22 protein-coding genes and 4 tRNA genes are annotated in these 19,119 nt (G+C 50.9%); 21 read left to right on the forward strand and 5 right to left on the reverse strand.

Going from position 1 to position 19,119, the window contains the following annotated elements; all coding sequences use genetic code 11:
- Positions 1-3 precede the first annotated feature (3 nt).
- From IPH19_00405 to IPH19_00420, 4 genes are all read left to right on the forward strand, one after another.
- Positions 4-1,098, forward strand: a complete 1,095-nt coding sequence (locus tag IPH19_00405; GenBank protein QQR60921.1) for a hypothetical protein — start codon at positions 4-6, stop codon at positions 1,096-1,098.
- Positions 1,095-1,568, forward strand: coding sequence for a hypothetical protein (locus IPH19_00410; GenBank protein ID QQR60922.1), 474 nt, complete (start codon positions 1,095-1,097; stop codon positions 1,566-1,568). Before IPH19_00405 ends, IPH19_00410 begins: the two co-directional genes overlap by 4 nt.
- A 39-nt stretch (positions 1,569-1,607) precedes the next feature.
- Positions 1,608-2,957 carry a UDP-N-acetylmuramoyl-tripeptide--D-alanyl-D-alanine ligase gene (locus IPH19_00415; protein ID QQR60923.1) on the forward strand — a complete coding sequence of 450 codons (1,350 nt, stop codon included), beginning with the start codon at positions 1,608-1,610 and terminating at the stop codon, positions 2,955-2,957.
- Positions 2,958-2,963: 6 nt separating this feature from the next.
- Positions 2,964-3,038: transfer RNA gene (locus tag IPH19_00420), tRNA-Glu, on the forward strand.
- A gap of 83 nt (positions 3,039-3,121) precedes the next feature.
- Here the strand turns inward: IPH19_00420 and IPH19_00425 are convergent.
- From IPH19_00425 to IPH19_00435, 3 genes are read right to left on the reverse strand one after another with little or no spacing between them, the layout of a single operon-like run.
- Entirely contained in the window at positions 3,122-3,595 is a 474-nt protein-coding gene (locus tag IPH19_00425) for a hypothetical protein (protein ID QQR60924.1), read from the reverse strand.
- On the reverse strand, positions 3,592-4,077 hold the full coding sequence (locus tag IPH19_00430) for a hypothetical protein (protein ID QQR60925.1): 486 nt from the start codon (positions 4,075-4,077) through the stop codon (positions 3,592-3,594). Before IPH19_00430 ends, IPH19_00425 begins: the two co-directional genes overlap by 4 nt.
- 60 nt (positions 4,078-4,137) lie before the next feature.
- Entirely contained in the window at positions 4,138-4,710 is a 573-nt protein-coding gene (locus IPH19_00435) for a ribonuclease HII (GenBank protein ID QQR61348.1), read from the reverse strand.
- Between the two features lie 97 nt (positions 4,711-4,807).
- Here IPH19_00435 and ruvX point away from each other — a divergent pair, with 97 nt between their 5' ends.
- Genes ruvX through asnS form a run of 4 tightly spaced genes read left to right on the forward strand, consistent with a single transcriptional unit; the run spans position 4,808 to position 8,104 of the window.
- Complete coding sequence (gene ruvX / locus IPH19_00440) at positions 4,808-5,209, forward strand: Holliday junction resolvase RuvX (protein ID QQR60926.1); 402 nt, start codon at positions 4,808-4,810, stop codon at positions 5,207-5,209.
- Positions 5,193-5,867, forward strand: a complete 675-nt coding sequence (locus IPH19_00445) for a recombination protein O N-terminal domain-containing protein (protein QQR60927.1) — start codon at positions 5,193-5,195, stop codon at positions 5,865-5,867. The genes ruvX and IPH19_00445 overlap by 17 nt, the downstream gene beginning before the upstream one ends.
- A 54-nt stretch (positions 5,868-5,921) precedes the next feature.
- Positions 5,922-6,752 (forward strand): hypothetical protein, encoded by an 831-nt coding sequence (locus IPH19_00450; GenBank protein QQR60928.1) that lies wholly within the window; start codon positions 5,922-5,924, stop codon positions 6,750-6,752.
- A gap of 59 nt (positions 6,753-6,811) precedes the next feature.
- A complete protein-coding gene (gene asnS, locus IPH19_00455; GenBank protein QQR60929.1) occupies positions 6,812-8,104 on the forward strand; it encodes an asparagine--tRNA ligase in 1,293 nt (430 codons plus the stop codon).
- A gap of 45 nt (positions 8,105-8,149) precedes the next feature.
- On the opposite strand, the gene IPH19_00460 is transcribed toward asnS, so the two are convergent.
- Positions 8,150-8,734, reverse strand: coding sequence for a hypothetical protein (locus IPH19_00460; GenBank protein ID QQR60930.1), 585 nt, complete (start codon positions 8,732-8,734; stop codon positions 8,150-8,152).
- Between the two features lie 150 nt (positions 8,735-8,884).
- Here IPH19_00460 and IPH19_00465 point away from each other — a divergent pair, with 150 nt between their 5' ends.
- From IPH19_00465 to IPH19_00505, 9 genes are all read left to right on the forward strand, one after another.
- The gene (locus IPH19_00465) at positions 8,885-9,847 is read left to right on the forward strand and encodes a hypothetical protein (GenBank protein QQR60931.1); all 963 of its coding nucleotides are present in this window, start codon (positions 8,885-8,887) and stop codon (positions 9,845-9,847) included.
- 6 nt (positions 9,848-9,853) lie between these two features.
- Positions 9,854-10,126 (forward strand): hypothetical protein, encoded by a 273-nt coding sequence (locus IPH19_00470; GenBank protein ID QQR60932.1) that lies wholly within the window; start codon positions 9,854-9,856, stop codon positions 10,124-10,126.
- 45 nt (positions 10,127-10,171) lie between these two features.
- On the forward strand, positions 10,172-11,557 hold the full coding sequence (gene aspS, locus IPH19_00475) for an aspartate--tRNA ligase (GenBank protein ID QQR60933.1): 1,386 nt from the start codon (positions 10,172-10,174) through the stop codon (positions 11,555-11,557).
- A gap of 2 nt (positions 11,558-11,559) precedes the next feature.
- A complete protein-coding gene (locus IPH19_00480) occupies positions 11,560-12,276 on the forward strand; it encodes a segregation/condensation protein A (protein ID QQR60934.1) in 717 nt (238 codons plus the stop codon).
- The gene (gene scpB, locus IPH19_00485) at positions 12,273-12,851 is read left to right on the forward strand and encodes an SMC-Scp complex subunit ScpB (GenBank protein QQR60935.1); all 579 of its coding nucleotides are present in this window, start codon (positions 12,273-12,275) and stop codon (positions 12,849-12,851) included. Before IPH19_00480 ends, scpB begins: the two co-directional genes overlap by 4 nt.
- A gap of 3 nt (positions 12,852-12,854) precedes the next feature.
- The gene (locus tag IPH19_00490) at positions 12,855-13,793 is read left to right on the forward strand and encodes a D-alanyl-D-alanine carboxypeptidase (protein ID QQR60936.1); all 939 of its coding nucleotides are present in this window, start codon (positions 12,855-12,857) and stop codon (positions 13,791-13,793) included.
- A 1-nt stretch (position 13,794) separates the two neighbouring features.
- A complete protein-coding gene (locus IPH19_00495) occupies positions 13,795-14,772 on the forward strand; it encodes a glycosyltransferase family 4 protein (protein QQR60937.1) in 978 nt (325 codons plus the stop codon).
- Between the two features lie 21 nt (positions 14,773-14,793).
- Positions 14,794-14,870, forward strand: a tRNA-Met gene (locus tag IPH19_00500).
- 72 nt (positions 14,871-14,942) lie between these two features.
- Positions 14,943-15,407, forward strand: coding sequence for a hypothetical protein (locus IPH19_00505; protein QQR60938.1), 465 nt, complete (start codon positions 14,943-14,945; stop codon positions 15,405-15,407).
- A 32-nt stretch (positions 15,408-15,439) separates the two neighbouring features.
- On the opposite strand, the gene IPH19_00510 is transcribed toward IPH19_00505, so the two are convergent.
- Positions 15,440-15,526: transfer RNA gene (locus tag IPH19_00510), tRNA-Leu, on the reverse strand.
- A gap of 74 nt (positions 15,527-15,600) precedes the next feature.
- Here IPH19_00510 and IPH19_00515 point away from each other — a divergent pair.
- The 4 genes from IPH19_00515 to IPH19_00530 all read left to right on the forward strand — a co-directional run bounded on the left by IPH19_00515 (position 15,601) and on the right by IPH19_00530 (position 19,114).
- Positions 15,601-15,677, forward strand: a tRNA-Met gene (locus tag IPH19_00515).
- Positions 15,678-15,722: 45 nt separating this feature from the next.
- The gene (locus IPH19_00520) at positions 15,723-17,432 is read left to right on the forward strand and encodes a cation:proton antiporter (protein QQR60939.1); all 1,710 of its coding nucleotides are present in this window, start codon (positions 15,723-15,725) and stop codon (positions 17,430-17,432) included.
- Between the two features lie 15 nt (positions 17,433-17,447).
- Positions 17,448-18,236 carry a ParA family protein gene (locus IPH19_00525; GenBank protein ID QQR60940.1) on the forward strand — a complete coding sequence of 263 codons (789 nt, stop codon included), beginning with the start codon at positions 17,448-17,450 and terminating at the stop codon, positions 18,234-18,236.
- Positions 18,233-19,114: a ParB/RepB/Spo0J family partition protein gene (locus IPH19_00530; GenBank protein QQR60941.1), complete on the forward strand. Its 882-nt coding sequence runs from the start codon at positions 18,233-18,235 to the stop codon at positions 19,112-19,114. The genes IPH19_00525 and IPH19_00530 overlap by 4 nt, the downstream gene beginning before the upstream one ends.
- The last annotated feature ends 5 nt before the right edge of the window (positions 19,115-19,119 follow it).

Raw genomic sequence — 19,119 nt, forward strand, 5'->3', positions numbered from 1 at the left:
ACTTTGTCGGTGTCGGCCAAGTATCGATATCGACCTACGGAGAAGCGCGACCCGTCCCCGGGACGGCGTCTTTGGGTGATCGGAGGGATTTTGATGCTTGCTCTCGGAAGTGTCGTTGTTAGGCTGTTTCAGCTACAGATTTTGGAATACTCGGCTTATAAGCTTTTGGCGTCGGATCAACATGAGGTTCAAGCGCAGCTTGTTCCAAAGCGCGGGACGATTTACCTGCGTGATCGATTTGATGGGAGCCTTCATCCCGTCGCCAAGGATCGCGAGACTTGGCAGGTGTATTCTGTCAGACGCGAAATCAAGGATGCGACGTCTACGGCTGTCGCCTTGGCCCCGATGTTGGAACTTCCGGCTGAGCAGATTTTGTTTCAGATGCTCTACGCCACGAGCTCTTTTCAAGTTTTGTCGAAAGACGTACCGATGGAGCATGCGGAGACGATTCGAGGGAATCGTTATCCGGGCATTGGTATAAGCAAGGGCCCGACGCGTTTTTATCCTGAGCAGGGGTTGGGAGGGCAAGTTTTTGGCTTCGTTGGTATGGATGATGATAATCATCGCGTGGGTCGATACGGTTTGGAAGGTTCATTTAATGACGAATTAGCAGGTACTTATGGGACTTTGTTGATTGAAAAGGATGCGGCCGGACGGCGTATGTCGATTGGAACAACGGAATTACAGCATGCACGAGATGGTTCTGATCTTGTTTTGACTCTGGATCGAGCGATGCAATATGAGGCCTGTCGTAAGGCCGCGGGGGCTGTTGCGGAGTTTCAAGCTGATTCCGCCTCGATTGTGGTTATGGATCCAGAGACGGGCGCTGTTTGGGCGATGTGCTCTGCTCCAGATTTTGATCCGGCTAATTACGGGAAGATCGATTCTATTTCTGTTCTCAATAATTCGGCGACTTTTGATCAAATTGAGCCGGGATCGATTTTTAAGCCATTGACCATGGCGGCAGGTATCGAGGAGGGGAAGATTGGACCGAACACAACATACGTTGATCCGGGTGAAGAGAAGATCGATGACTTTACGGTCCGTAATTCCGACAAGTTGGCGCATGGTGTCCAGACGATTAGCCGTTTCTTGTGAAGGAAGTTGTGCATCCTGATGGCCAACGCGTCGTTACCGAGCCCCGTGTCGTGCGAGAGGTGATTAGTAAGCGTACTTCACGTTTGGTTTCCGGAATGATGGTGACGGTGGTTGAGTCGGGACATGGAAAATTGGCGGCTGTGCCGGGGTATTACGTTGCCGGAAAAACGGGAACAGCTCAGGTCCCAAATCCTAATGGCCCGGGTTATTTGCCGGATGCGACGATCGGCTCTTTTGTTGGATACGCGCCATCGGATCATCCGCGATTTGTTATGCTGGTTACCGTTGTGAAACCAAGAACGGTTTCATTTGCAGAATCATCAGCGGCACCGGTTTTTGGTGATATGGCTAAGTTTATTTTATCGACATTACAGGTTCCGCCTGAACGACCGATTACGGCAAAACCCCAGGCGCCACTTCCGTCGGTTACGGCGAGTAGTAGTACTACCGCAACATCTACTGTCCGCTAATCTTGCGCATTATTTGCTCAAGTGGTCTTATGGAATTCTATGGCGATACAACAAATGTTTGAACGATATCTCGGGAAGGCGGCTAAGGCCGTGATCCGTCGAGAGCGGTTGTTTGTTGTTGCTGTGACGGGGTCGATTGGGAAATCGACGGCGAAGCAGGCTATTGCTGCCGTGCTCCGATCTGATCTTCCTGAGCAGAGAGTCCGTGTTACCTCCAAGAATTATAATAACGAATTGGGTTTGCCGCTGACGGTTTTTGGTAAGCCCGCACCTGGGAGAAATCCATTTGCTTGGGCTTCTTTATTGGCCACAGCATTTGCGTCACGCATCGGTTTTTGGCGATCGGGTTTGCGCATGCTTGTTTTGGAGATGGGAGCGGATAAACCTGGCGACATCACGTATCTCACCTCGATCGCTCAACCGGATGTGGCAGTTGTGACAGCTATTGCTTCAGAGGATTCAGGCGCGACGCCGGTGCACGCAGAGAATTATCCTAGTGTAGATGCGCTTATTGAGGAAAAGTCTCAACTCGTACGTAACTTACGAACAGGGGGTATTGCCGTTTTGAACGCTGATGACGCTCGCGTGTTTGGGATGCGTCATCTCACCCATGAACATGTGCTTACTTTTGGTGAGGCTGATGGATCGGATGTGCGGCTTGCAAAGACGTCTGTACGTATGGAAGAGACTTCAGAAGGCCGCAAACCGATAGGCTTGGAGATCTCGCTCGAGTGCTATCAACGAACATATGAATTGTTCATTCCTGGAGTTTATGGTCGGTCAATTGCCTATGCCGTTGCTGCCGGTGTAGCCGTGGGTCAGGCGATGGATATTCCTGAGGAGCAGGTTACGGCTATGGCTTTGGCCTTTACTCCTATGCCAGGCAGAACAAGGATTATTGAAGGTATTAAGCGGACGACGCTATTTGATGATTCTTATAACGCATCGCCTTCATCGACGTTGTCTTCTTTGAGAGATTTGGCTGCTTTGCAGTTAACGCCAGGGCAGCGGAAAGCTGCTTGTCTTGGAGAGATGCGGGAACTAGGGGATACGGCTCAGGCAATGCATCGCATGGTTGGTGCGGAAGCAGCACGTTTAGGGCTTGATCTTTTGGTTGTTTGTGGTATCTTTGCGCACGCAATGGCTGAAGGAGCCTTGGCAAATGGCATGAAACCAGAGGCGGTAAAAGTTATAGAAGATACGCCGGAAGCCGGCCTCTATCTTCAAGACTGGATCAAGCCTGGAGATGTCATCTTGGCAAAAGCTTCTGAAGGGACGCAAAAAACCAAAGGCGTTCGCATGGAGCGGGTTATCAAGGAATTGATGGCTGATCCGATGCGCGCTGAACAGCTATTGGTTCGCCAGGGCGCTGTCTGGCAAAGAAAATAGTTATAAGGCCCGTTCGTCTAAGGGCTAGGACACTACCCTCTCACGGTAGGAATGGGGGTTCGAATCCCCCACGGGTCACCAAGAAAAAATTTCGCCACAAGCGAAATTTTTTTGTTGTCTAAAACAAAACGCACCCAGTCGAGGAGACTAGGTGCGTCAGGATGTCAGCGTATGAGCTGTTCCACGATGAGCTTATTGAGTTCATCGTTATTGGAAGCGTGATAGATGTCGATGCGGGGACTACGAAGGCAAAGAGTGACCAGGCCAGAGCGTAGAATGCGGAAGTTCGTCATCGATTCCGGGATGGCGGCGATGAGACGCCTACCGCCCGCATTCCGGAATGATTCAAGCTGTTTGCCAAAGGCGCCGTGGGGGCTGCCCTCGAAGCTCGGGACATGAAGGAAGTCGAGGACCCACATAAGATCGGAGCCCTGCAGGATACCGGCCGTGGCGGCGCCAGCAGCTGCCACAAGCTTGTCCTCGAGTCTTCCTTTGAAGACGGTTATGACGGACTTGCCGTCTGCACGGAGTTTGGTTTGCTGGGTGCCTCGAGGATTAGGAGCGGCTGATGTGATCGCCTTGAAGTTCTGTGCCGAAGCAGATCGGCGTGGAGAACGGGGGTTCTCAGGTTCGCTCATCGGAGAAGCACTCCTTCCTTGCGTAGATTTTCCACGTAAGGCTGAACCTCTGCTTCCGAGCCGAGAATGTGCAGCTTCACACCGTTGCCGAAGCAAATGCCTCGAGCGAATAGGATGACGGCTGCTTGTCCGCTGGACTCGGTGTTGGTCGTGCTCTCGACGCGTAACAGAATCACATGCGGAGCGATGCGGTCGCGGATGATTCCAAGCAAATCGCTGCCGGGGTTACGGATTCCTTGCCCGTCGAAGCTGGTCACTTGCAAGGCATCGACGACCCAGATCGAGGGGCGAGATTCTTCCGGCATATCGATCGGCACTTCTCGACGGACGTCTTGAATGACTTGATCGGTGACCTTTATGGAAACATGTCCGGAAAACGTGGTGATGAGCAGGCGCTCGATCCGGTGGAGGCGGGTTGTTGCCCCGCTTTTTTTTGTTGTCGATATTGGGACAGGGGCTGGAGCACGGCTGCGTACGGTCACGTTTACCTCCTTGTGAATGAGCAGCTAGAACCTAACATAAAATGGGATTTTGTCAATATATTATGCCAAGTTTTTGAGCGGTTTATAACTCATTCGGTGAATGGGGGATGCGCCAAGTTTCTTTAAGGCAACTTGATGCTGTTTTGTTCCGTAGCCTTTATGATCACGGAAGCCGTATCCGGGATGTTTTTGGTCGAGGCGCTCCATTTCCAGGTCTCGTTCAACCTTGGCAATGATCGAGGCGGCTGCGATGGATTTTACGAGTCGATCGCCACCAATAACGCGTTGGCAAGGAATAGAAAGTCCGGGAATCGTGAAGCCGTCGGAAAGGACGGCTTGGGGGTGAATGGAGAGCGACTCTAGAGCGCGGCGCATCGCCAAAAAAGCGGCTTGGCGGATATTGAGTTCGTCGATTTCTTGATGGGAAGCTGTGCCGACTGCCCAGGCCGTCGCTTTATTTTTGATGTCGATGATCACACGCTCGCGCTGTTCGAGGCTGAGGCGTTTTGAGTCTCGGATGAGGCCGATGCGGGAATCGAGTGGAAGAATGACGGCAGCGGCGTAGACAGGGCCGGCCCAACAGCCACAGCCGGCTTCATCGACGCCAGCGAGAATTTGAAACCCCTTCGCCATGAATTGGCGCTCGAGTTTGAATGTAGGAACGGGAGCGGCGGCCATGGGCGGATTCTACTTGATTGACCGTCTGTATCAAATTGTTCAACATGGAGGTATGAGAATTCTTGGTGTCGATTACGGAGAGGCTCGTGTGGGCGTTGCGCTTGGCGATAGCGAGACGCGCGTGGCGAGTCCTTGGAGAATTATCGCCAATGAGAGCGATGAGGATGTTGTGGCGAGATTGGTCGATTTAGCTCGTGTTGAACAAGCGGAGCTTTTTGTTGTCGGAATTCCAAGACCGCTTGGAGATCGAGAGCGGGAGACGGATCAGGCTAAACGTATCCGTGAGTTTATCGACGTTCTTGCACAGTCGGGTATTAAGACGGTTGAGTCAGATGAGACGCTGACTTCAAAGATCGCGGCTGATCAGGTGAAAGAGCTGGGCGCAAAGGGGAAGCGCGATGATTTGGCGGCGGCTGCTATTTTGCAGCATTACTTGGATGGCTTACCTGCGTGATCGCGTTTTTGTTTTGAAGAGTGAACCGTATCGAGAGCAAGATACGCGTGTTGTTATGTATGGGCGGGAACATGGAAAGTTGGTGGCGGTTGCGAGGGGAATGCGAAAAATGGGCGCGAAGCATTTGGGGCATCTTGAACCATTGTCGCAAGCGGATGTTATGGTCGCGATCGGACAATCTTTTGATAAGTTGGCTGTAGCAAGAGCCGTAACGCCGCGCCCCGGAATGCGCGATGATTTGGGCGCGATGGCTGTCCTTGGTCCATTAATGCATCTCGTCGAGAGTTTGACGCGTCCGGGTGTAGCGGATGTATCGATCTATGAATTGTTGGAGGAGGCTGCGGACTTATGGGTATCGACAGAACGTTTGCCGAGTCCTGAACGAGGTCGGCTTATTTTGGCGGCGGCTTCATTACGTTTATTGGATGCATTGGGTGAGGCGCCAGATTTTGAGGCGATCGATCACGAGGATATGCCGGAAGGTGTGATGACGCTTTTGCGATTTATGCGGATTCGTCCTTTAAGAGATCTCTTGGCGATTACGGCACCATCGACGATTTTTGTGGCAACGAGTGCCGTGGTTGAAACAGCGGTTGAAAGAACACCGCTCGCCACAAAGCTGCATGGAGCGGCTACTATCTACGCTTTGCTTGCGTGAGTGGCGTCGGACTGGTTCAATCGACCTGGCCCTTTTCCACATATTGAGGTGTGCATGCTAAGAGCTAGTGTCCGTGAACGTCCGTCCCAGAGCTTTCGTCCGATTCCTGAGCGCGCGCCCAAGACGGTGCTGCGGGTGATCGACGGAGGATATGATGGCCTGCCGATCTGGCAGGAACTGCTGGGGATGCTGATCTTCCTTCTTCTGCATCGCAAGAAGAAGCTGGAGATGGTTCCGGTGCCTGAGAAGGCGGAGGAGCCGACGTTCTATGACGACGTCCCGAATACCGGGGTGCGGGAGATCCCTGCCTACCGTTCGGACGGAGTCGTTACGGATGACCGTCTCGACGAGATTCTCCGTGATGCGGAGCCGGTGCCGCGAGTCCGATTCCAGGTGTCGGGTGAAAAGTCCAAGTCCTCGGCTCGGAAGAAGTCCGCGCCGGAGGCCGAGACGGATCCGTTCCCCAGCAAGGTTTCTGCGTATGCGCTCGGACAGTTTGCGCGTGCCTATCTGAAGGGACGCGGAGGACTCGGTCAGTTCATCGATCGGCGCATCAAGGAGCGCCTCGGTGAGCGTGTGGTTGATGCACTCGACTACGATGAACGCTTGAAGCTGCGCAAGCTCGAGCGGCAGTCGATGCAGAGAGAGCTGCTCACGGTCTCGCGAAAGGACGGTCGAATCCTGCGTGACAAACAGGAACGGCTCGAGAGCGGTGTCGAGGTGCTTCACATCGCCCACGGACCGTACAAGTCGTACTTTCTGAGGTTCGATCCCAAGACGGGTGTCGTACTCAGCTTTCATAGCTCGCAGGGTTTCAATCGCCACAAGGCGTATCGACGCTCCCGCAAGAAGGCGTATCGGGAAGGCGGACGCCGCTTCAGCTGACTGCTACCCCCGTTATCTATCGACAGATAACGGGGGTTTCGCTATTGTGGCCGCTATCTATGAAGGCATTTATCAAGGATTTTTCCGGTCTCGTCGGACAAGAAGCGACGATCTCAGGCTGGGCTTACAATGTCCGTTCCAGCGGTTCTATTGCGTTTCTCCAGATTCGAGATGGATCGGGCTTTACGCAGGCTGTTATCGCAAAGAACGGCATTGATGAAGCGAGCTGGAATGCGGCCGTGGAAGCGACGATCGAGTCGTCGGTTATCGTGACGGGTAATGTTTCAAAACACCCAAAGCAGGAGGGTGTGTATGAGTTGCAGGCGACGAAGGTTGAGCTCGTTCAAAAGGCCGAGGAGTTTCCGATTGGAAAGAAAGAGCATGGTCCGGACTTTTTGCTTGACCAGCGCCATCTTTGGCTGCGTACGCCGACGCAGTGGGCGATTCAGCGCGTTCGCAATGAAATCATTAACGCAACGTACGGTTGGATGCACGACAACGGATACACAAAAATCGACTCACCGATTTTTACGCCCAGCGCTTGTGAAGGAACGACGGATCTCTTTGAAGTAGATTATTTTGGAGAACGCAAAGCGTATCTCTCGCAATCGGGGCAATTGTACTTGGAAGCGGCGATTGCGTCTGTCGGACGATGTTTTGATTTTGGTCCGGTGTTTCGTGCTGAAAAGTCCAAGACGCGCCGTCACCTTACCGAGTTTTGGATGATGGATGCAGAAGCGGCTTTTGTCGATCATGAAGGTAACTTGAAGATACAAGAGGCTTTGGTTTGCCATATTGTCGAAAGCGTTTTGAAAAACTGCCAACCCGAACTCAAGATCCTAGAACGCGACCAGGAACCATTGAAAAAAGTTCAGGCGCCGTTTATCCGCATGACACATGCAGAAGCAATCAAGTGGCTGCGCGAGCATGGATCGGATATCGGAGAGATGGATGATCTTGGAGCTGATGATGAGACGTTGATTACCAAGGCGCATGACAAGCCGATTTTCGTCGAGAAATATCCGACGGCGGTGAAAGCATTTTATATGAAGCGTGATCCGGCAGATCCTTCACGCGTATTGAACGCCGATTTGTTGGCGCCAGAGGGATACGGCGAGGTCATCGGAGGATCACAGCGTGAGGATAATTATGAAGCGTTGCTTGAACGCATTCGTGAACACAAACTTCCGGAAAAAGATTTTCAGTGGTATCTCGATCTTCGGAAATATGGAAGCGTGCCGCATTCCGGATTCGGTTACGGTCTCGAACGTCTGACGACGTGGATCTGTGGAATTCACCATGTACGAGAAACGATTCCGTTCCCAAGGTTGATGAATCGATTGGAACCGTAATTGGAAAGGCCCTCGGTCTCAGATGAGATCGAGGGCCTTTCAGTATCAGTGGATGGTCGGCTTGGCGTCGACCTCGAGCGTCAGCTTCTTGGACGGCATACGGTAGAGCTTGGCGAGATCGGTCAGGATCTCGTAGCGTTTTCCCGACTTCATCGCGAGGATGCGCGCGACGAACTGCTTGCGCCGATGGCCGTTCAGGTGGCCCCAGAAGGCACCCATGATGATCTCGCGCTTGGGGTGCTGGTCGATCTTGAAGCGCTTCATCAGCTCCTCGCGCTTGGCGACGAAAGCCTCGGGGCCGTCGTGGTACGCGCGCAGAAGCTCGAGGCGAGCGAGATCGCGATCCTCGACCGGAATGTGGTCGAGGTTGTTGGGCAAGCCGGGGTTGACCCACTTCTTGCCGCGACGCTCGATCGGTCCCGGCTCGCGGAGCCGGGGGCTCGGACCCTCCTTCTTGGGCGCCCTGCTCGACGTTGACTTGCTCTTGGATGAGCGTGTTCGAGGAGCCTTGGGCTTGTTGCGGTCGAGCCAGTCGAAGGCGCCGGCGCCGGCGAGCGCGTACTTGGCGATGCGGTCGAATGCATTGCGAAGGCCCGGCCGCAGGGCCTTGCGGATGGAACCGAGGTCCATGACGCTGTTCTGAACACGCTTGCGGTGAGTGACCTTTTTCTTTTGGGGCACCTTGAGAAACTCCTTGTGACGAGATGACCAATGGAAAGAGCGAACGTGTCAACCTAGCAAAAAACCAAAATATTGTCAACCCTGCTAGAATAGGTGCGTATGTCACGCCGACGGAGACATCGGGATGAAGACCATGGCCGGACGCCTCAGGCGACGCATTGGGTTTGGGCCGGGATTTTAGGTGTCTTGGCTGGCGGTATTTATTATTCCGTACAAGGCGGTGGGCCGATCTCTTTCGGTTCGAACGTCGGTGCGGCGACATCAACCGTTCAGGCATCCATCACAGAGACGATCGCCACGTCTACCATCGAGTTGGGAATCGCCGCGCCAAAAGGGGATCGTGATCAAGTGTATTCGCTCTCTTTTCCGGGCAAGACGGTGGAGCAGCAGAGTGTAGAGAAAGGGTGGAGGCTTGATACTTGGAAGCGACATGCCGAGCTCTATATTATTCCTGCGTCGCCTGATGGTAGTGCGCCGATTTTAACGGATGGTGGAGAGTGGAATATTCCGTTACGCAGTGGAAATGGCGAGGCCTACGGAGATGCTCGCTTGGCCGGTGCAGCGGATGAGACGCATGTTTTTGTGCTTGCATCGGCGGATGTGAGAAAGCTTTTGCTTGTATCGAGATCAGGTGAGATCCGATCGATTTATGATATGCCGGAATATGCTAACGCGTTACCAAGCGCGGATAATCACGCTTGGTTTGCGACGTTTGTACCTGGAGAAGGAATCGAGTCGCAGCCGACCGGACCGTCGCGATTGATTCGTGTTTCAGTTTCAGGAATTCAGGAAACGATGGCGGAAGAGTCGCGTCTCATTGCAAGCGTGATGCCAGGGCCTGAGGGAGCATTGGCTTATCGAACCGATGATGGAGATGTTGTTGCGGCTGCGGTTGGCAAACGATGGAGTGGAAGCGGGGTTCCGTTGCTTTGGTTGGATGAGAATCGACTTTTACTTGGCCAAGGACGTACGGTCTTTTTTGCTGGATATGAGGACATTGACTCTCGATCAGCTTCAGCAGCTTCCGGCTGCGCCTTCAGCGGCCCGTATGTTATAATTTAGCGGAATATGGCAACACCCTCGCAAAAACTCCCAACCGGATGGATTAAGGTTTGGATTAGCCTTGGATTGGTCGTAACTCTCGTTGGGTTATTTCTTCCGGCTGGCATGAAAAATCACGCTCGGGCTGAGGTTCAGCGCTATCAGGAGTGCGCGGCAGGTCGTCGTGATGATTGTAAGGCTAGCTTGGTTTGGGTTATTTATGAGCAGGCCTTGAAGCAAGAAGGCGGCTCAGGTTTGCTTTTAGAAAGTATTCAAGCCGAGGCAAGTCTCTATCAGTAGGTTGGTTTTTGCGTCATTTTAGCTTTTCTGGTGAGATATTGACCTATGCAAAGGACGATGATTCTGGACACGGTTTCCAAGGTTGGCGAGGAGGTCTGGCTCAAAGGCTGGGTACACACCCGACGCGACATGGGAAAGCTGGCGTTTATCGATATGCGCGACCGTAGCGGTCTTGCGCAGGTTGTTTTTGTGCCAGCTGAGCTCGATGACGCTTCAAAAGAACTGATGAAGCAGCTGCGACCGGAGTTTTGTATTGCGGTGCGCGGTATCGTGAACAAGCGCGGTGCAAAGCAGGTGAATGAAACCCTTCCAACAGGATCGGTTGAAGTGCTTGCAAAAGAGCTCGTCATTTTGAATGAAGCCAAAACGCCGCCATTTGAACTTGAAGACACGTCTAATATCAACGAGGAACTGCGATTGAAATATCGCTATCTTGATCTTCGCAGTCCGCGCATGCGTAATAATTTGATTTTGCGCGACAATGTCATTCGATTCTTCCGTGAGTTTCTTCACAAGGAAGGATTCTTGGAAATTGAAACGCCGATTTTGACCAAGGGTACGCCGGAGGGTTCGCGTGAATATCTTGTTCCATCACGTCTGCACGGCGGAGAGTTTTATGTGCTTCCGCAGTCGCCACAGCAGTTCAAACAATTATCAATGGTGGGTGGACTTGAGCGTTATTTCCAGATCGCGCGCTGCTTCCGCGATGAAGACCAGCGCGGAGATCGTCAGCCGGAGTTTACGCAACTCGATCTTGAGATGTCGTTTGTGAATCAGGAGGACGTACTCGCTTTGAATGAGCGCATGTTTATCGAGATGGTAAAGGCGGTTGCGCCGGAGAAACATATTACGCAGACGCCATTCCCGCGTATTACGTATGCCGAGTCGATGGAGAAGTACGGAAACGACAAGCCGGATCTTCGTAAAGACAAGAATGATCCGAATGAATTAGCATTCTGCTGGGTTGTTGATTTCCCGATGTTTGAAAAGTCTGATGATGGTATTCAGGCGGCGCATCATCCGTTCTGTATGCCAAATCCGGAAGATTTGCATCTTTTGGAATCCGATCCGCTTAAAGTCCGTGCTGCATCGTATGACTTGGTGTTGAATGGCTATGAGTTGTCGAGCGGGTCGATCCGTATCCATCAGCGCGAGCTTCAGAATAAGATTTTTGAAATGCTCGGTTTGCCGAAAGAATTGATCCAGGCTCGATTTGGTCACATGTTGGAAGCCTTTGAGTATGGAGCTCCGCCGCATGGAGGAATGGCTCCGGGCATTGATCGTGTTGTGATGATTTTGGCAAATGAGCCGAATATTCGAGAAGTGATTGCTTATCCAAAAACAGGTGACGCACGAGACCTGATGATGGGCGCGCCGAGTGAAATCGAAGAGAAACGTTTGGATGAAGCGCATATCAAAATCAAGAAGTAATCATGGCTTACGAAGTCCGCATCGAGAAATTTGAAGGTCCATTGGACCTGCTCTTGCAGCTTGTCGAGAAGCAGGAGATGGAGATTACGAATATTTCTCTTGTTGCGGTTACGGAGCCATTTGTTCAACACATTCGCGAGCATCAAGGAAAAATTGCGCCAGAAGATCTGGCGGATTTTTTGGTTGTTGCGGCAAAGCTCGTTTATTTGAAATCAAAAGCGTTGCTTCCTGATCTTTCGGAGGATTTGGACGAGGGTCCTGATTTGGAAACACAGCTACGCATGTATAAAGCGTTTGCAGAAGCAGCCAAGCAGATTGGAGAAATTTGGAATCAAGGACGTGAGGCTTATGCGAGGACACAGCGTGTCGTAAAGCAGACGGAGCCGATTTTCTCGCCACCACAAGGCGTGACGCCAGCTTTGCTTAAAGAATTGTATGAACGAGCGGCAAAGCGCTTGGAGCCGATTTTGAATCTTCCAAAGGCGGCTATCGAGCGCGCGATTACGATTGAGGAAAAGATCGAGCATTTACGCGCGCGCGTTTCATCGATGATGCAGGTTTCGTTCCACCGATTTTTAGCCGACTCGCACGATAAGAGCGAGATGGTTGTGGGTTTTTTGGCCTTGCTAGAACTTATCAAACAGCGCATTGTACGTATCGAACAAGGTGCTTTGTTTGAGGATATTCGACTACACAGAATCGAGACGCCAAATGTATGAACGACCTTTCTGCTATTATCGAAGCTTTGCTTTTTGCCTCGGCCCAGCCGATGAACGCCAAACGTTTGGCGGATATTACGAAATCAGGAAAGGAAGATGTGAAGCGCGCTTTTGGTGATCTCGCTGGAAGACTTGAGACAAGCGGATCCGGAATCATGCTCGTGGTTCATGGAGAAGAAGCCGAGTTGGTGACGCGTCCAGAGATGTCGGAAGTTGTACGAGGTGTTTTGAAAGCAGAGACACAGGGTGAGCTCTCTCGTCCTTCCATGGAGGCTTTGGCGATTCTTGCGTATCGCGGACCGATGACACGTCCGGAGTTGGAGCAGATACGCGGCGTTCAATCGGCCTTGATTTTACGTAATTTGATGTTGCGCGGCTTGGTGGAGATGAAAGAAGAAATGAAGATCGGGCAGCCGATGTATGCGGTTACGCTCGACTTTTATAAGCATCTCGGCATGGGTAAGGCGGATGAGCTGCCGGATTATGAGGCACTACGCGGTCACTCGGCCGTGACACAAGCCTTGGAAGAATTGGAGCCGGCTGAACCTAAGGATGTAAGCGACCAAACGGTTTAGTCTATGAATGCGGAAGCGATGATCATTTTGGTTGGCAGCCTGGCTCTACAGGCTGCGCGTCAGGCGCCGACAGGCGGCCTGAATGGTCTTCCGGTTGCAAAATATGTTGCGGTGACGAGCGAAGCACCTACCAAGAAGAATCAAGCGACACTTGGTATCGATGTTGATGCCCGGGCGGCTGTTGTGATGGATGTGGCGAGCGGACAGGTTCTGTACGAGAAAGATTCGCATGTTGCTGTGCCGATTGCGAGTTTATCGAAAATTATTACGGCGATGGTGTTTTTGGATGGTAAACCAAATTTGGATGATCGTGTGACGTTTACCGCTCAAGATGATGCGAGCGCAGGTAAAACCGTTTTTCCAACTGGTGAGAGTTTTACCAAGCGGGAAGTGCTCCAGTCGCTTTTAATCGGGTCCGTGAATGAATCGGCGAATGTTTTGGCGAGAAATAGCGGAGGACAGGAGGAATTTGTTGCCGCGATGAATCGTAAGGCAAGGGCGATTGGCATGGAGCATGCGGTGTTTTTTGATCCATCAGGACTCGATGCACGCAATAAAGCGAGCGCGAAAGATGTGGCTTTGGCGCTACGAGCTGCTTTGAGCTATCCGGATTTGAGACAGACAACAGAACAGTCGAGCGTGAACTTGGTAGGACGGGCTACGAATCGAAAGTACTTGATCAAGACAACCAATTTGCTTTTGGCTTCGGACTTGAATCGTAAACCGTATCATATCGTCGCCGCAAAGACGGGAACGTTACCTGAGGCTGGATTCTGTATGGCTCAAGCAACGCGCGATGCGGTGGGCCATGAGGTGATCGCTGTCGTTTTGGGAGGCGGAACGCACTTTACGCGTTTTCAGGATGTAAAGGCGCTTTCGTATTGGAGCTTCCAGAATTTTGAATGGAATGGCAGGCAAGCCCGGTTGAATCGAGAGAATTAACATGAAGCGTCTTGGTGTTGATTCGCGCGGAGTCGATACGGGTCTTGGAGCTGGGATTGCGCATGCGACTCGAGAATTGATTGAAGAATTAGAGAAGCGTGCTAGCGAATACGGAATCGCTCTGTTTGTTTATCGCGAGAGAATGGGTGGGCGAGATTTGGCAAAGAAGATGAAGGAGGATGGAGTCGATCATGTATTGGTTCCGAGCGGCGCGGTATCGCCTTTTGTAAGTGGTGCGATTTTTCCTTGGGTGCATGATCTTGCGATCTTTGACCATCCGGAATGGTTTCCGCAATCTTTCTTCAAACGATTCGTGACGACGAGACTTTTTTTGTATGGACTGAAAAGAGCCAGACATATTTTTTCAGTTAGCGAGGATACGAAAAAAGCCATAATCAATAAGACTGGGATCGAGGTAATGAATATCACTGTTACTTATCAGGGTATTAAACAAGGTGAATTTTTAGGCAAAGAGATGTATCAACGAGAACCGTATGCGTTGATTTTGGGAACCGTAGAACCAAGGAAGAATATTTCTTTTGTGACTGACTTATGGGACGAGGTGAGATCGGTTATTCCTGAGGCGCGTTTGGTTGTTGCAGGGAGAAGGGGTTGGGGAAATGTCCGATTAGGGAAGGCGGAGGTTGTCGATGTATTTGACGACGCAAGACGAGACGAACTTTTAAAAAACGCTTCGATGTTACTTTTACCTTCATTTCATGAGGGTTTTGGTCGTACAGCTTTGGAGGCGATGGCGCTGGGTATTCCGGTGATCGCGAGCAGGCGGGGCGCGATACCGGAAGTTGTGGGAGATGCTGGGGTATTGCTCGAACCAAGTGACAAGGCGAGCTGGATAGAGGCGATTGTCGAAGGGTTTCAGGGTCGGATTGATGGAGAGAGAGGGAAGATGCAGGCTGAGCGGTTTTCTTGGGAAAAGACGGCCAGGATCATGCTTGCCAAAATCGTTGAGTGTTGGTAGTCTTTTCGAGCTTTTACATGAGGCGGGGTAGCTCAGTTGGTTAGAGCGTGGGACTCATAAGCCCGAGGTCGGCGGTTCAACTCCGCCCCCCGCTACCATACAAAAATCGCGCTATTAAGCGCGATTTTTGCTTTTAAGGCGATTTATGCTAGAATTCTCGAGAATCAGTTATGTTCATCACGACCCACGCGGTCTTGGGGGCTTTGATCGCCCAACAGGTTCCAGAAAATGCATTTGCTGCTTTTGTACTAGGCATGGCATCGCATTTTATTAGCGATATCATCCCGCATGGGGATACGAACCTTTATAAGGATTACGTCTCTGGACGAAGGGTAAAATCATCCATTGCTTACGTGACGATTGATGGAATTCTTACAACATTGTTCGTTTTGTTTATTTTTAATCTTGGTTTGGGCGATGCAAAGCTCGCTATTACAATGGGAATTATTGGTGGAGTCTTGCCAGATCTTTTAGTAGGGGTTTACGAGGTTTTCCGTGTACCTGGCTTTAAGTGGTTTCATCGATTGCATTTCTTTTTTCACAACATGGTTAGCGAGCAGCATGACATGACATTTGCCTCCGGATTCGCGATGCAAGTCCTCTTCCTGGCGGGACTTCTTTCCCTCATTGTGTAACGAAAAAACAGCCCGTAAAGGCTGTTTTTCCTTGGTGCCGCGGGAGAGAATCGAACTCTCATGACCTTGCGATCGCGGGATTTTGAGTCCCGTGCGTCTACCAATTCCGCCACCGCGGCTGACGCGGCGGATAATGTATCCGATGCTTGACAGACGCGCAAGTTGGACGTATAGTCCGGCCACAGAGATTTGTCGCGGGGTAGAGCAGCCCGGCAGCTCGCATGGCTCATAACCATGAGGTCGTGGGTTCAAATCCCACCCCCGCAACCAAGTGCATCCCGCCCCAAAAGGGCGGGATTTGCTATACTGGTCATTGTGAATTTGTTCCTTGAGGTTGCCTTGCTGCTTTCATTGACGACGGTTGTTTCGCTTGTGCTCCATAAGCTTAAACAACCGCTGATTTTAGCGTACCTATTTAGCGGTATTCTTGCCGGACCACAGGTTTTTGGATTGATTCATTCAGAGGAAACGCTTTCGTTTTTATCCAAACTTGGAATCACGGCACTTTTGTTTATCGTTGGCCTAAGCTTATCGCCAAAAGTTGTGCGTGAGGTTGGAGGCGTTTCCTTTTTAGCGGGAAGCGGTCAGGTTATTTTGACAGCCGCTTTTGGTTTTGTGATTGCGTTTTTATTTGGATATAGCTGGATCAATGCGCTGTATATCAGTTTGGCGCTGACGTTTAGTAGCACGATTGTCGCTTTAAAATTTCTTCAGGATCGTCGGGAGTTGGGGACGATTTATGGAAAAATCTCTATCGGAATTTTGTTGGTTCAAGATGTTACAGCGACGTGTGCTCTCGTTGTTGTTACGGCGCTTAGTGCTGGTGCATCGGATTGGCAATCGTTTGCCATTGTCTTTTTGAAAGCGATATTACTTGGCCTCGGGGTAACGGCTGTTTCAAAATTAATCTTGCCGTCTCTCACGAAAGTTTTTGCGTCTTCGCAAGAGTTTTTGCTTCTTTTCTCAATCGCTTGGGGAACGGGCGTGGCAGCCCTTTTTCAATACACGGGATTCTCGATTGAAATCGGCGCGCTGGCTGCAGGCGTTGCCTTGTCAACCAGTGCCTATCATTTTGAGATTTCATCGAAAATGAAAGTATTGCGCGACTTTTTGGTAGCCATCTTTTTTATCGTACTTGGATCGGAGCTTCATTTTGGATCAATAGAGGCGTTGATTCTTCCTGCCATTATCCTTTCTCTTTTTGTCTTGATCGGCAAGCCGATTATTCTGATGAGTTTGATGGGAACGATCGGGTATGGTCGCAATGTCTCGTTTCGAACCGGTTTAACCATGGCGCAGATTAGTGAATTTTCGCTTGTGCTTATGGCTTTGGCGTATTCGCTCGGGCATGTTGGTGATGAGGTTGTTTTGCTCGTAACGATCATCGCCATGGCGACATTTGCTTTTTCAAGCTACATGTTGGCCGCTTCAGATTGGTTAACGGACAAGCTTTGGAATCGATTGGCATTTTTTGAGCGCCGTAAGCCCATCTTAGATAAGAAAAAGCTGGAACGTGTTGATGCGCTTTTGTTTGGATGTCATCGATTAGGGCATGATTTTTTACCGTTGTTAAAAGCTTCCTATAAAAAATATTTGGTTGTTGATTTTGATCCGGCGACGATTGAAGAATTAAAACGTCGTAAGATTCCCGCTGTCTACGGAGATGCTGATGACAATGAGTTTCTTGATGAGATCGATCTGTCCAAAGTGAAGCTCCTTATCTCGACACTGCCTGATGTTGAAACGAATCTCTTTTTGTTAAATAAGGTCAGAAAGCATCAAGAAGAGATGATTACCATCATGATGGCTCATTCTGCTGAGGAAGCGATTTTGCTTTACAACAATTCAGCGGATTATGTCATTCTGCCTCATTTCCTGGGCGGTAGTTATGCGACGTTGCTCTTGGATAAATATGGTTTAGATCCTGCTCAATTTGCCGAGGAGCGTGAGAAGCATCTCAAGCATTTGAAGGCCAGAATAGGGATGATGGATGGACGCTTGCCAGCTAGGATAACCGGAGCGTAAGATAAGCCCGTTCTTATGGCTCGGATTATTTCTATCGTCAACCAAAAAGGAGGGGTTGGAAAGACGACGACGGCCATCAATTTGGGCGCTTATCTTGCTGACCAAGGAAAGTTTGTTTTGATTGTGGACCTCGATCCGCAGGCTAATGCAACTTCCGGAATCGGTATCGACCATCGCGGTCTGGAGAAGGGCGTGTACGAGGCGATTCTTGGACAAGTGAAAATTCGCGATATCGTCCAGCCGACGGCGCATGTTGGATTGCACGTTGCGCCTGCGACGACGGCTTTGGCTGGTTTGAACGTTGAGCTCGTCGGAATGGAGAACCGCGAGTTCATGCTTCGCCATGCCATGCTCGAGATCCGCAACGATTACGATTTTATTTTAATCGACTGTCCGCCGACGCTTGGTCTTATTACATTGAACGGTATCGTTGCCGGCGATGAAATCCTGATTCCGGTGCAAGCAGAGTATTATGCGCTTGAAGGTTTGGGACAGCTGCTTGAGACCGTGCAGCTTGTGAAGCAGAATATTCGTCCGGATATCGACGTCCTTGGCGCAGTCATCACCATGTACGACCCGCGCACCAAATTGTCGGACGATGTTTTGCACGAGTTGTACAAATATTTTCCAAACAATATTTTCCGTTCTGTTATTCCTCGTAATGTCCGCTTGGCTGAAGCTCCGAGCTTTGGCCGTACCATTGTTCATTTTGATGCCGCTTCCAAGGGAGCGAAGGCCTATGAACGTCTCGCGCAAGAGATTATCGAGCGCGAGGCGATTGGGCTCGAAATTCCAACCGTATGATCATGCCACAACGTCAAACCGGTTTGGGTCGGGGATTAGGCGCGCTTATTCCGCCTAAACCAGCTCCTGTCCAACCGATGGCTAATCCTGAGCCGAGAATGTCGGAATCCGAGGAATTGCCAGGACAGAGAATTTTGGAAGCTCCGATCGACAAGATTTCTCGTAACCCGCATCAGCCGCGTTTAACGTTTGATCACGCGGATCTTGAAGATCTCATCTCCAGTATCCGCGAACATGGTGTTTTGCAACCCTTGATCGTTACGCCTGTTGCTGATGGAACGTATCAGCTGATTGCGGGTGAGCGCCGTTTGCGCGCATCGACGATTGCCGGATTAAAAACGGTTCCGGTTGTCGTACGTGATGCAACGGAATTGCAGAAGCTTGAATTGGCAATTATCGAGAACGTACAACGCTCTGATTTGAATCCGATTGAAGAGGCCAAAGCTTATCAGCGTTTAATCGACGAGTTTGGGATGACGCAGGACGATGTTGGCCGCAAGATGGGTAAGAGCCGTCCGCAAGTTGGAAATATTATCCGCTTGCTCCAGCTCCCGCAGGAGATTCAGCAGGCTTTGGTCGAGAAAAAGATTTCTTCTTCCAATGGCCGTACGCTTTTGTCTTTGCCGACGGATGCCGAGCGCATGGAGCTTTTCCATGCCATGATTGCGGGTAATTTCACGGTACGACAAACAGAGGAACGTGTTGGAGTGCGACGTTTGCCGCGTACACTTGATCCGAATATCTCTGCCGCTGAGGATCGCTTGCGTACAAAACTACACGCCAAGGTCTCAATCAAGAGAAATGCAAAGGGCGTCGGAGAAATCCGCGTGCATTTTGGATCTGATGAAGAGCTTGGCTCGTTGCTGGAGCGGTTGTAAACGCT

The organism is Candidatus Uhrbacteria bacterium, from assembly GCA_016699205.1.
In the GTDB taxonomy this organism is placed as follows: domain Bacteria; phylum Patescibacteriota; class Patescibacteriia; order 2-12-FULL-60-25; family 2-12-FULL-60-25; genus CAIXDN01.

What these genes read in the sequence shown, in the direction of transcription:
- IPH19_00425 (QQR60924.1), bottom strand. Translation starts at nt 3,595, where the DNA reads ATGAGCGAACCTGAGAACCCCCGTTCTCCACGCCGATCTGCTTCGGCA.
- IPH19_00525 (QQR60940.1), top strand. Translation starts at nt 17,448, where the DNA reads ATGGCTCGGATTATTTCTATCGTCAACCAAAAAGGAGGGGTTGGAAAG.
- IPH19_00460 (QQR60930.1), bottom strand. Translation starts at nt 8,734, where the DNA reads ATGGACCTCGGTTCCATCCGCAAGGCCCTGCGGCCGGGCCTTCGCAAT.
- IPH19_00490 (QQR60936.1), top strand. Translation starts at nt 12,855, where the DNA reads ATGAATGCGGAAGCGATGATCATTTTGGTTGGCAGCCTGGCTCTACAG.
- IPH19_00435 (QQR61348.1), bottom strand. Translation starts at nt 4,710, where the DNA reads ATGGCGAAGGGGTTTCAAATTCTCGCTGGCGTCGATGAAGCCGGCTGT.
- IPH19_00450 (QQR60928.1), top strand. Translation starts at nt 5,922, where the DNA reads ATGCTAAGAGCTAGTGTCCGTGAACGTCCGTCCCAGAGCTTTCGTCCG.
- IPH19_00495 (QQR60937.1), top strand. Translation starts at nt 13,795, where the DNA reads ATGAAGCGTCTTGGTGTTGATTCGCGCGGAGTCGATACGGGTCTTGGA.
- aspS (QQR60933.1), top strand. Translation starts at nt 10,172, where the DNA reads ATGCAAAGGACGATGATTCTGGACACGGTTTCCAAGGTTGGCGAGGAG.
- IPH19_00530 (QQR60941.1), top strand. Translation starts at nt 18,233, where the DNA reads ATGATCATGCCACAACGTCAAACCGGTTTGGGTCGGGGATTAGGCGCG.
- IPH19_00465 (QQR60931.1), top strand. Translation starts at nt 8,885, where the DNA reads ATGTCACGCCGACGGAGACATCGGGATGAAGACCATGGCCGGACGCCT.
- IPH19_00505 (QQR60938.1), top strand. Translation starts at nt 14,943, where the DNA reads ATGTTCATCACGACCCACGCGGTCTTGGGGGCTTTGATCGCCCAACAG.
- IPH19_00480 (QQR60934.1), top strand. Translation starts at nt 11,560, where the DNA reads ATGGCTTACGAAGTCCGCATCGAGAAATTTGAAGGTCCATTGGACCTG.
- IPH19_00445 (QQR60927.1), top strand. Translation starts at nt 5,193, where the DNA reads ATGGCTTACCTGCGTGATCGCGTTTTTGTTTTGAAGAGTGAACCGTAT.
- scpB (QQR60935.1), top strand. Translation starts at nt 12,273, where the DNA reads ATGAACGACCTTTCTGCTATTATCGAAGCTTTGCTTTTTGCCTCGGCC.
- asnS (QQR60929.1), top strand. Translation starts at nt 6,812, where the DNA reads ATGAAGGCATTTATCAAGGATTTTTCCGGTCTCGTCGGACAAGAAGCG.
- ruvX (QQR60926.1), top strand. Translation starts at nt 4,808, where the DNA reads ATGAGAATTCTTGGTGTCGATTACGGAGAGGCTCGTGTGGGCGTTGCG.
- IPH19_00470 (QQR60932.1), top strand. Translation starts at nt 9,854, where the DNA reads ATGGCAACACCCTCGCAAAAACTCCCAACCGGATGGATTAAGGTTTGG.
- IPH19_00415 (QQR60923.1), top strand. Translation starts at nt 1,608, where the DNA reads ATGGCGATACAACAAATGTTTGAACGATATCTCGGGAAGGCGGCTAAG.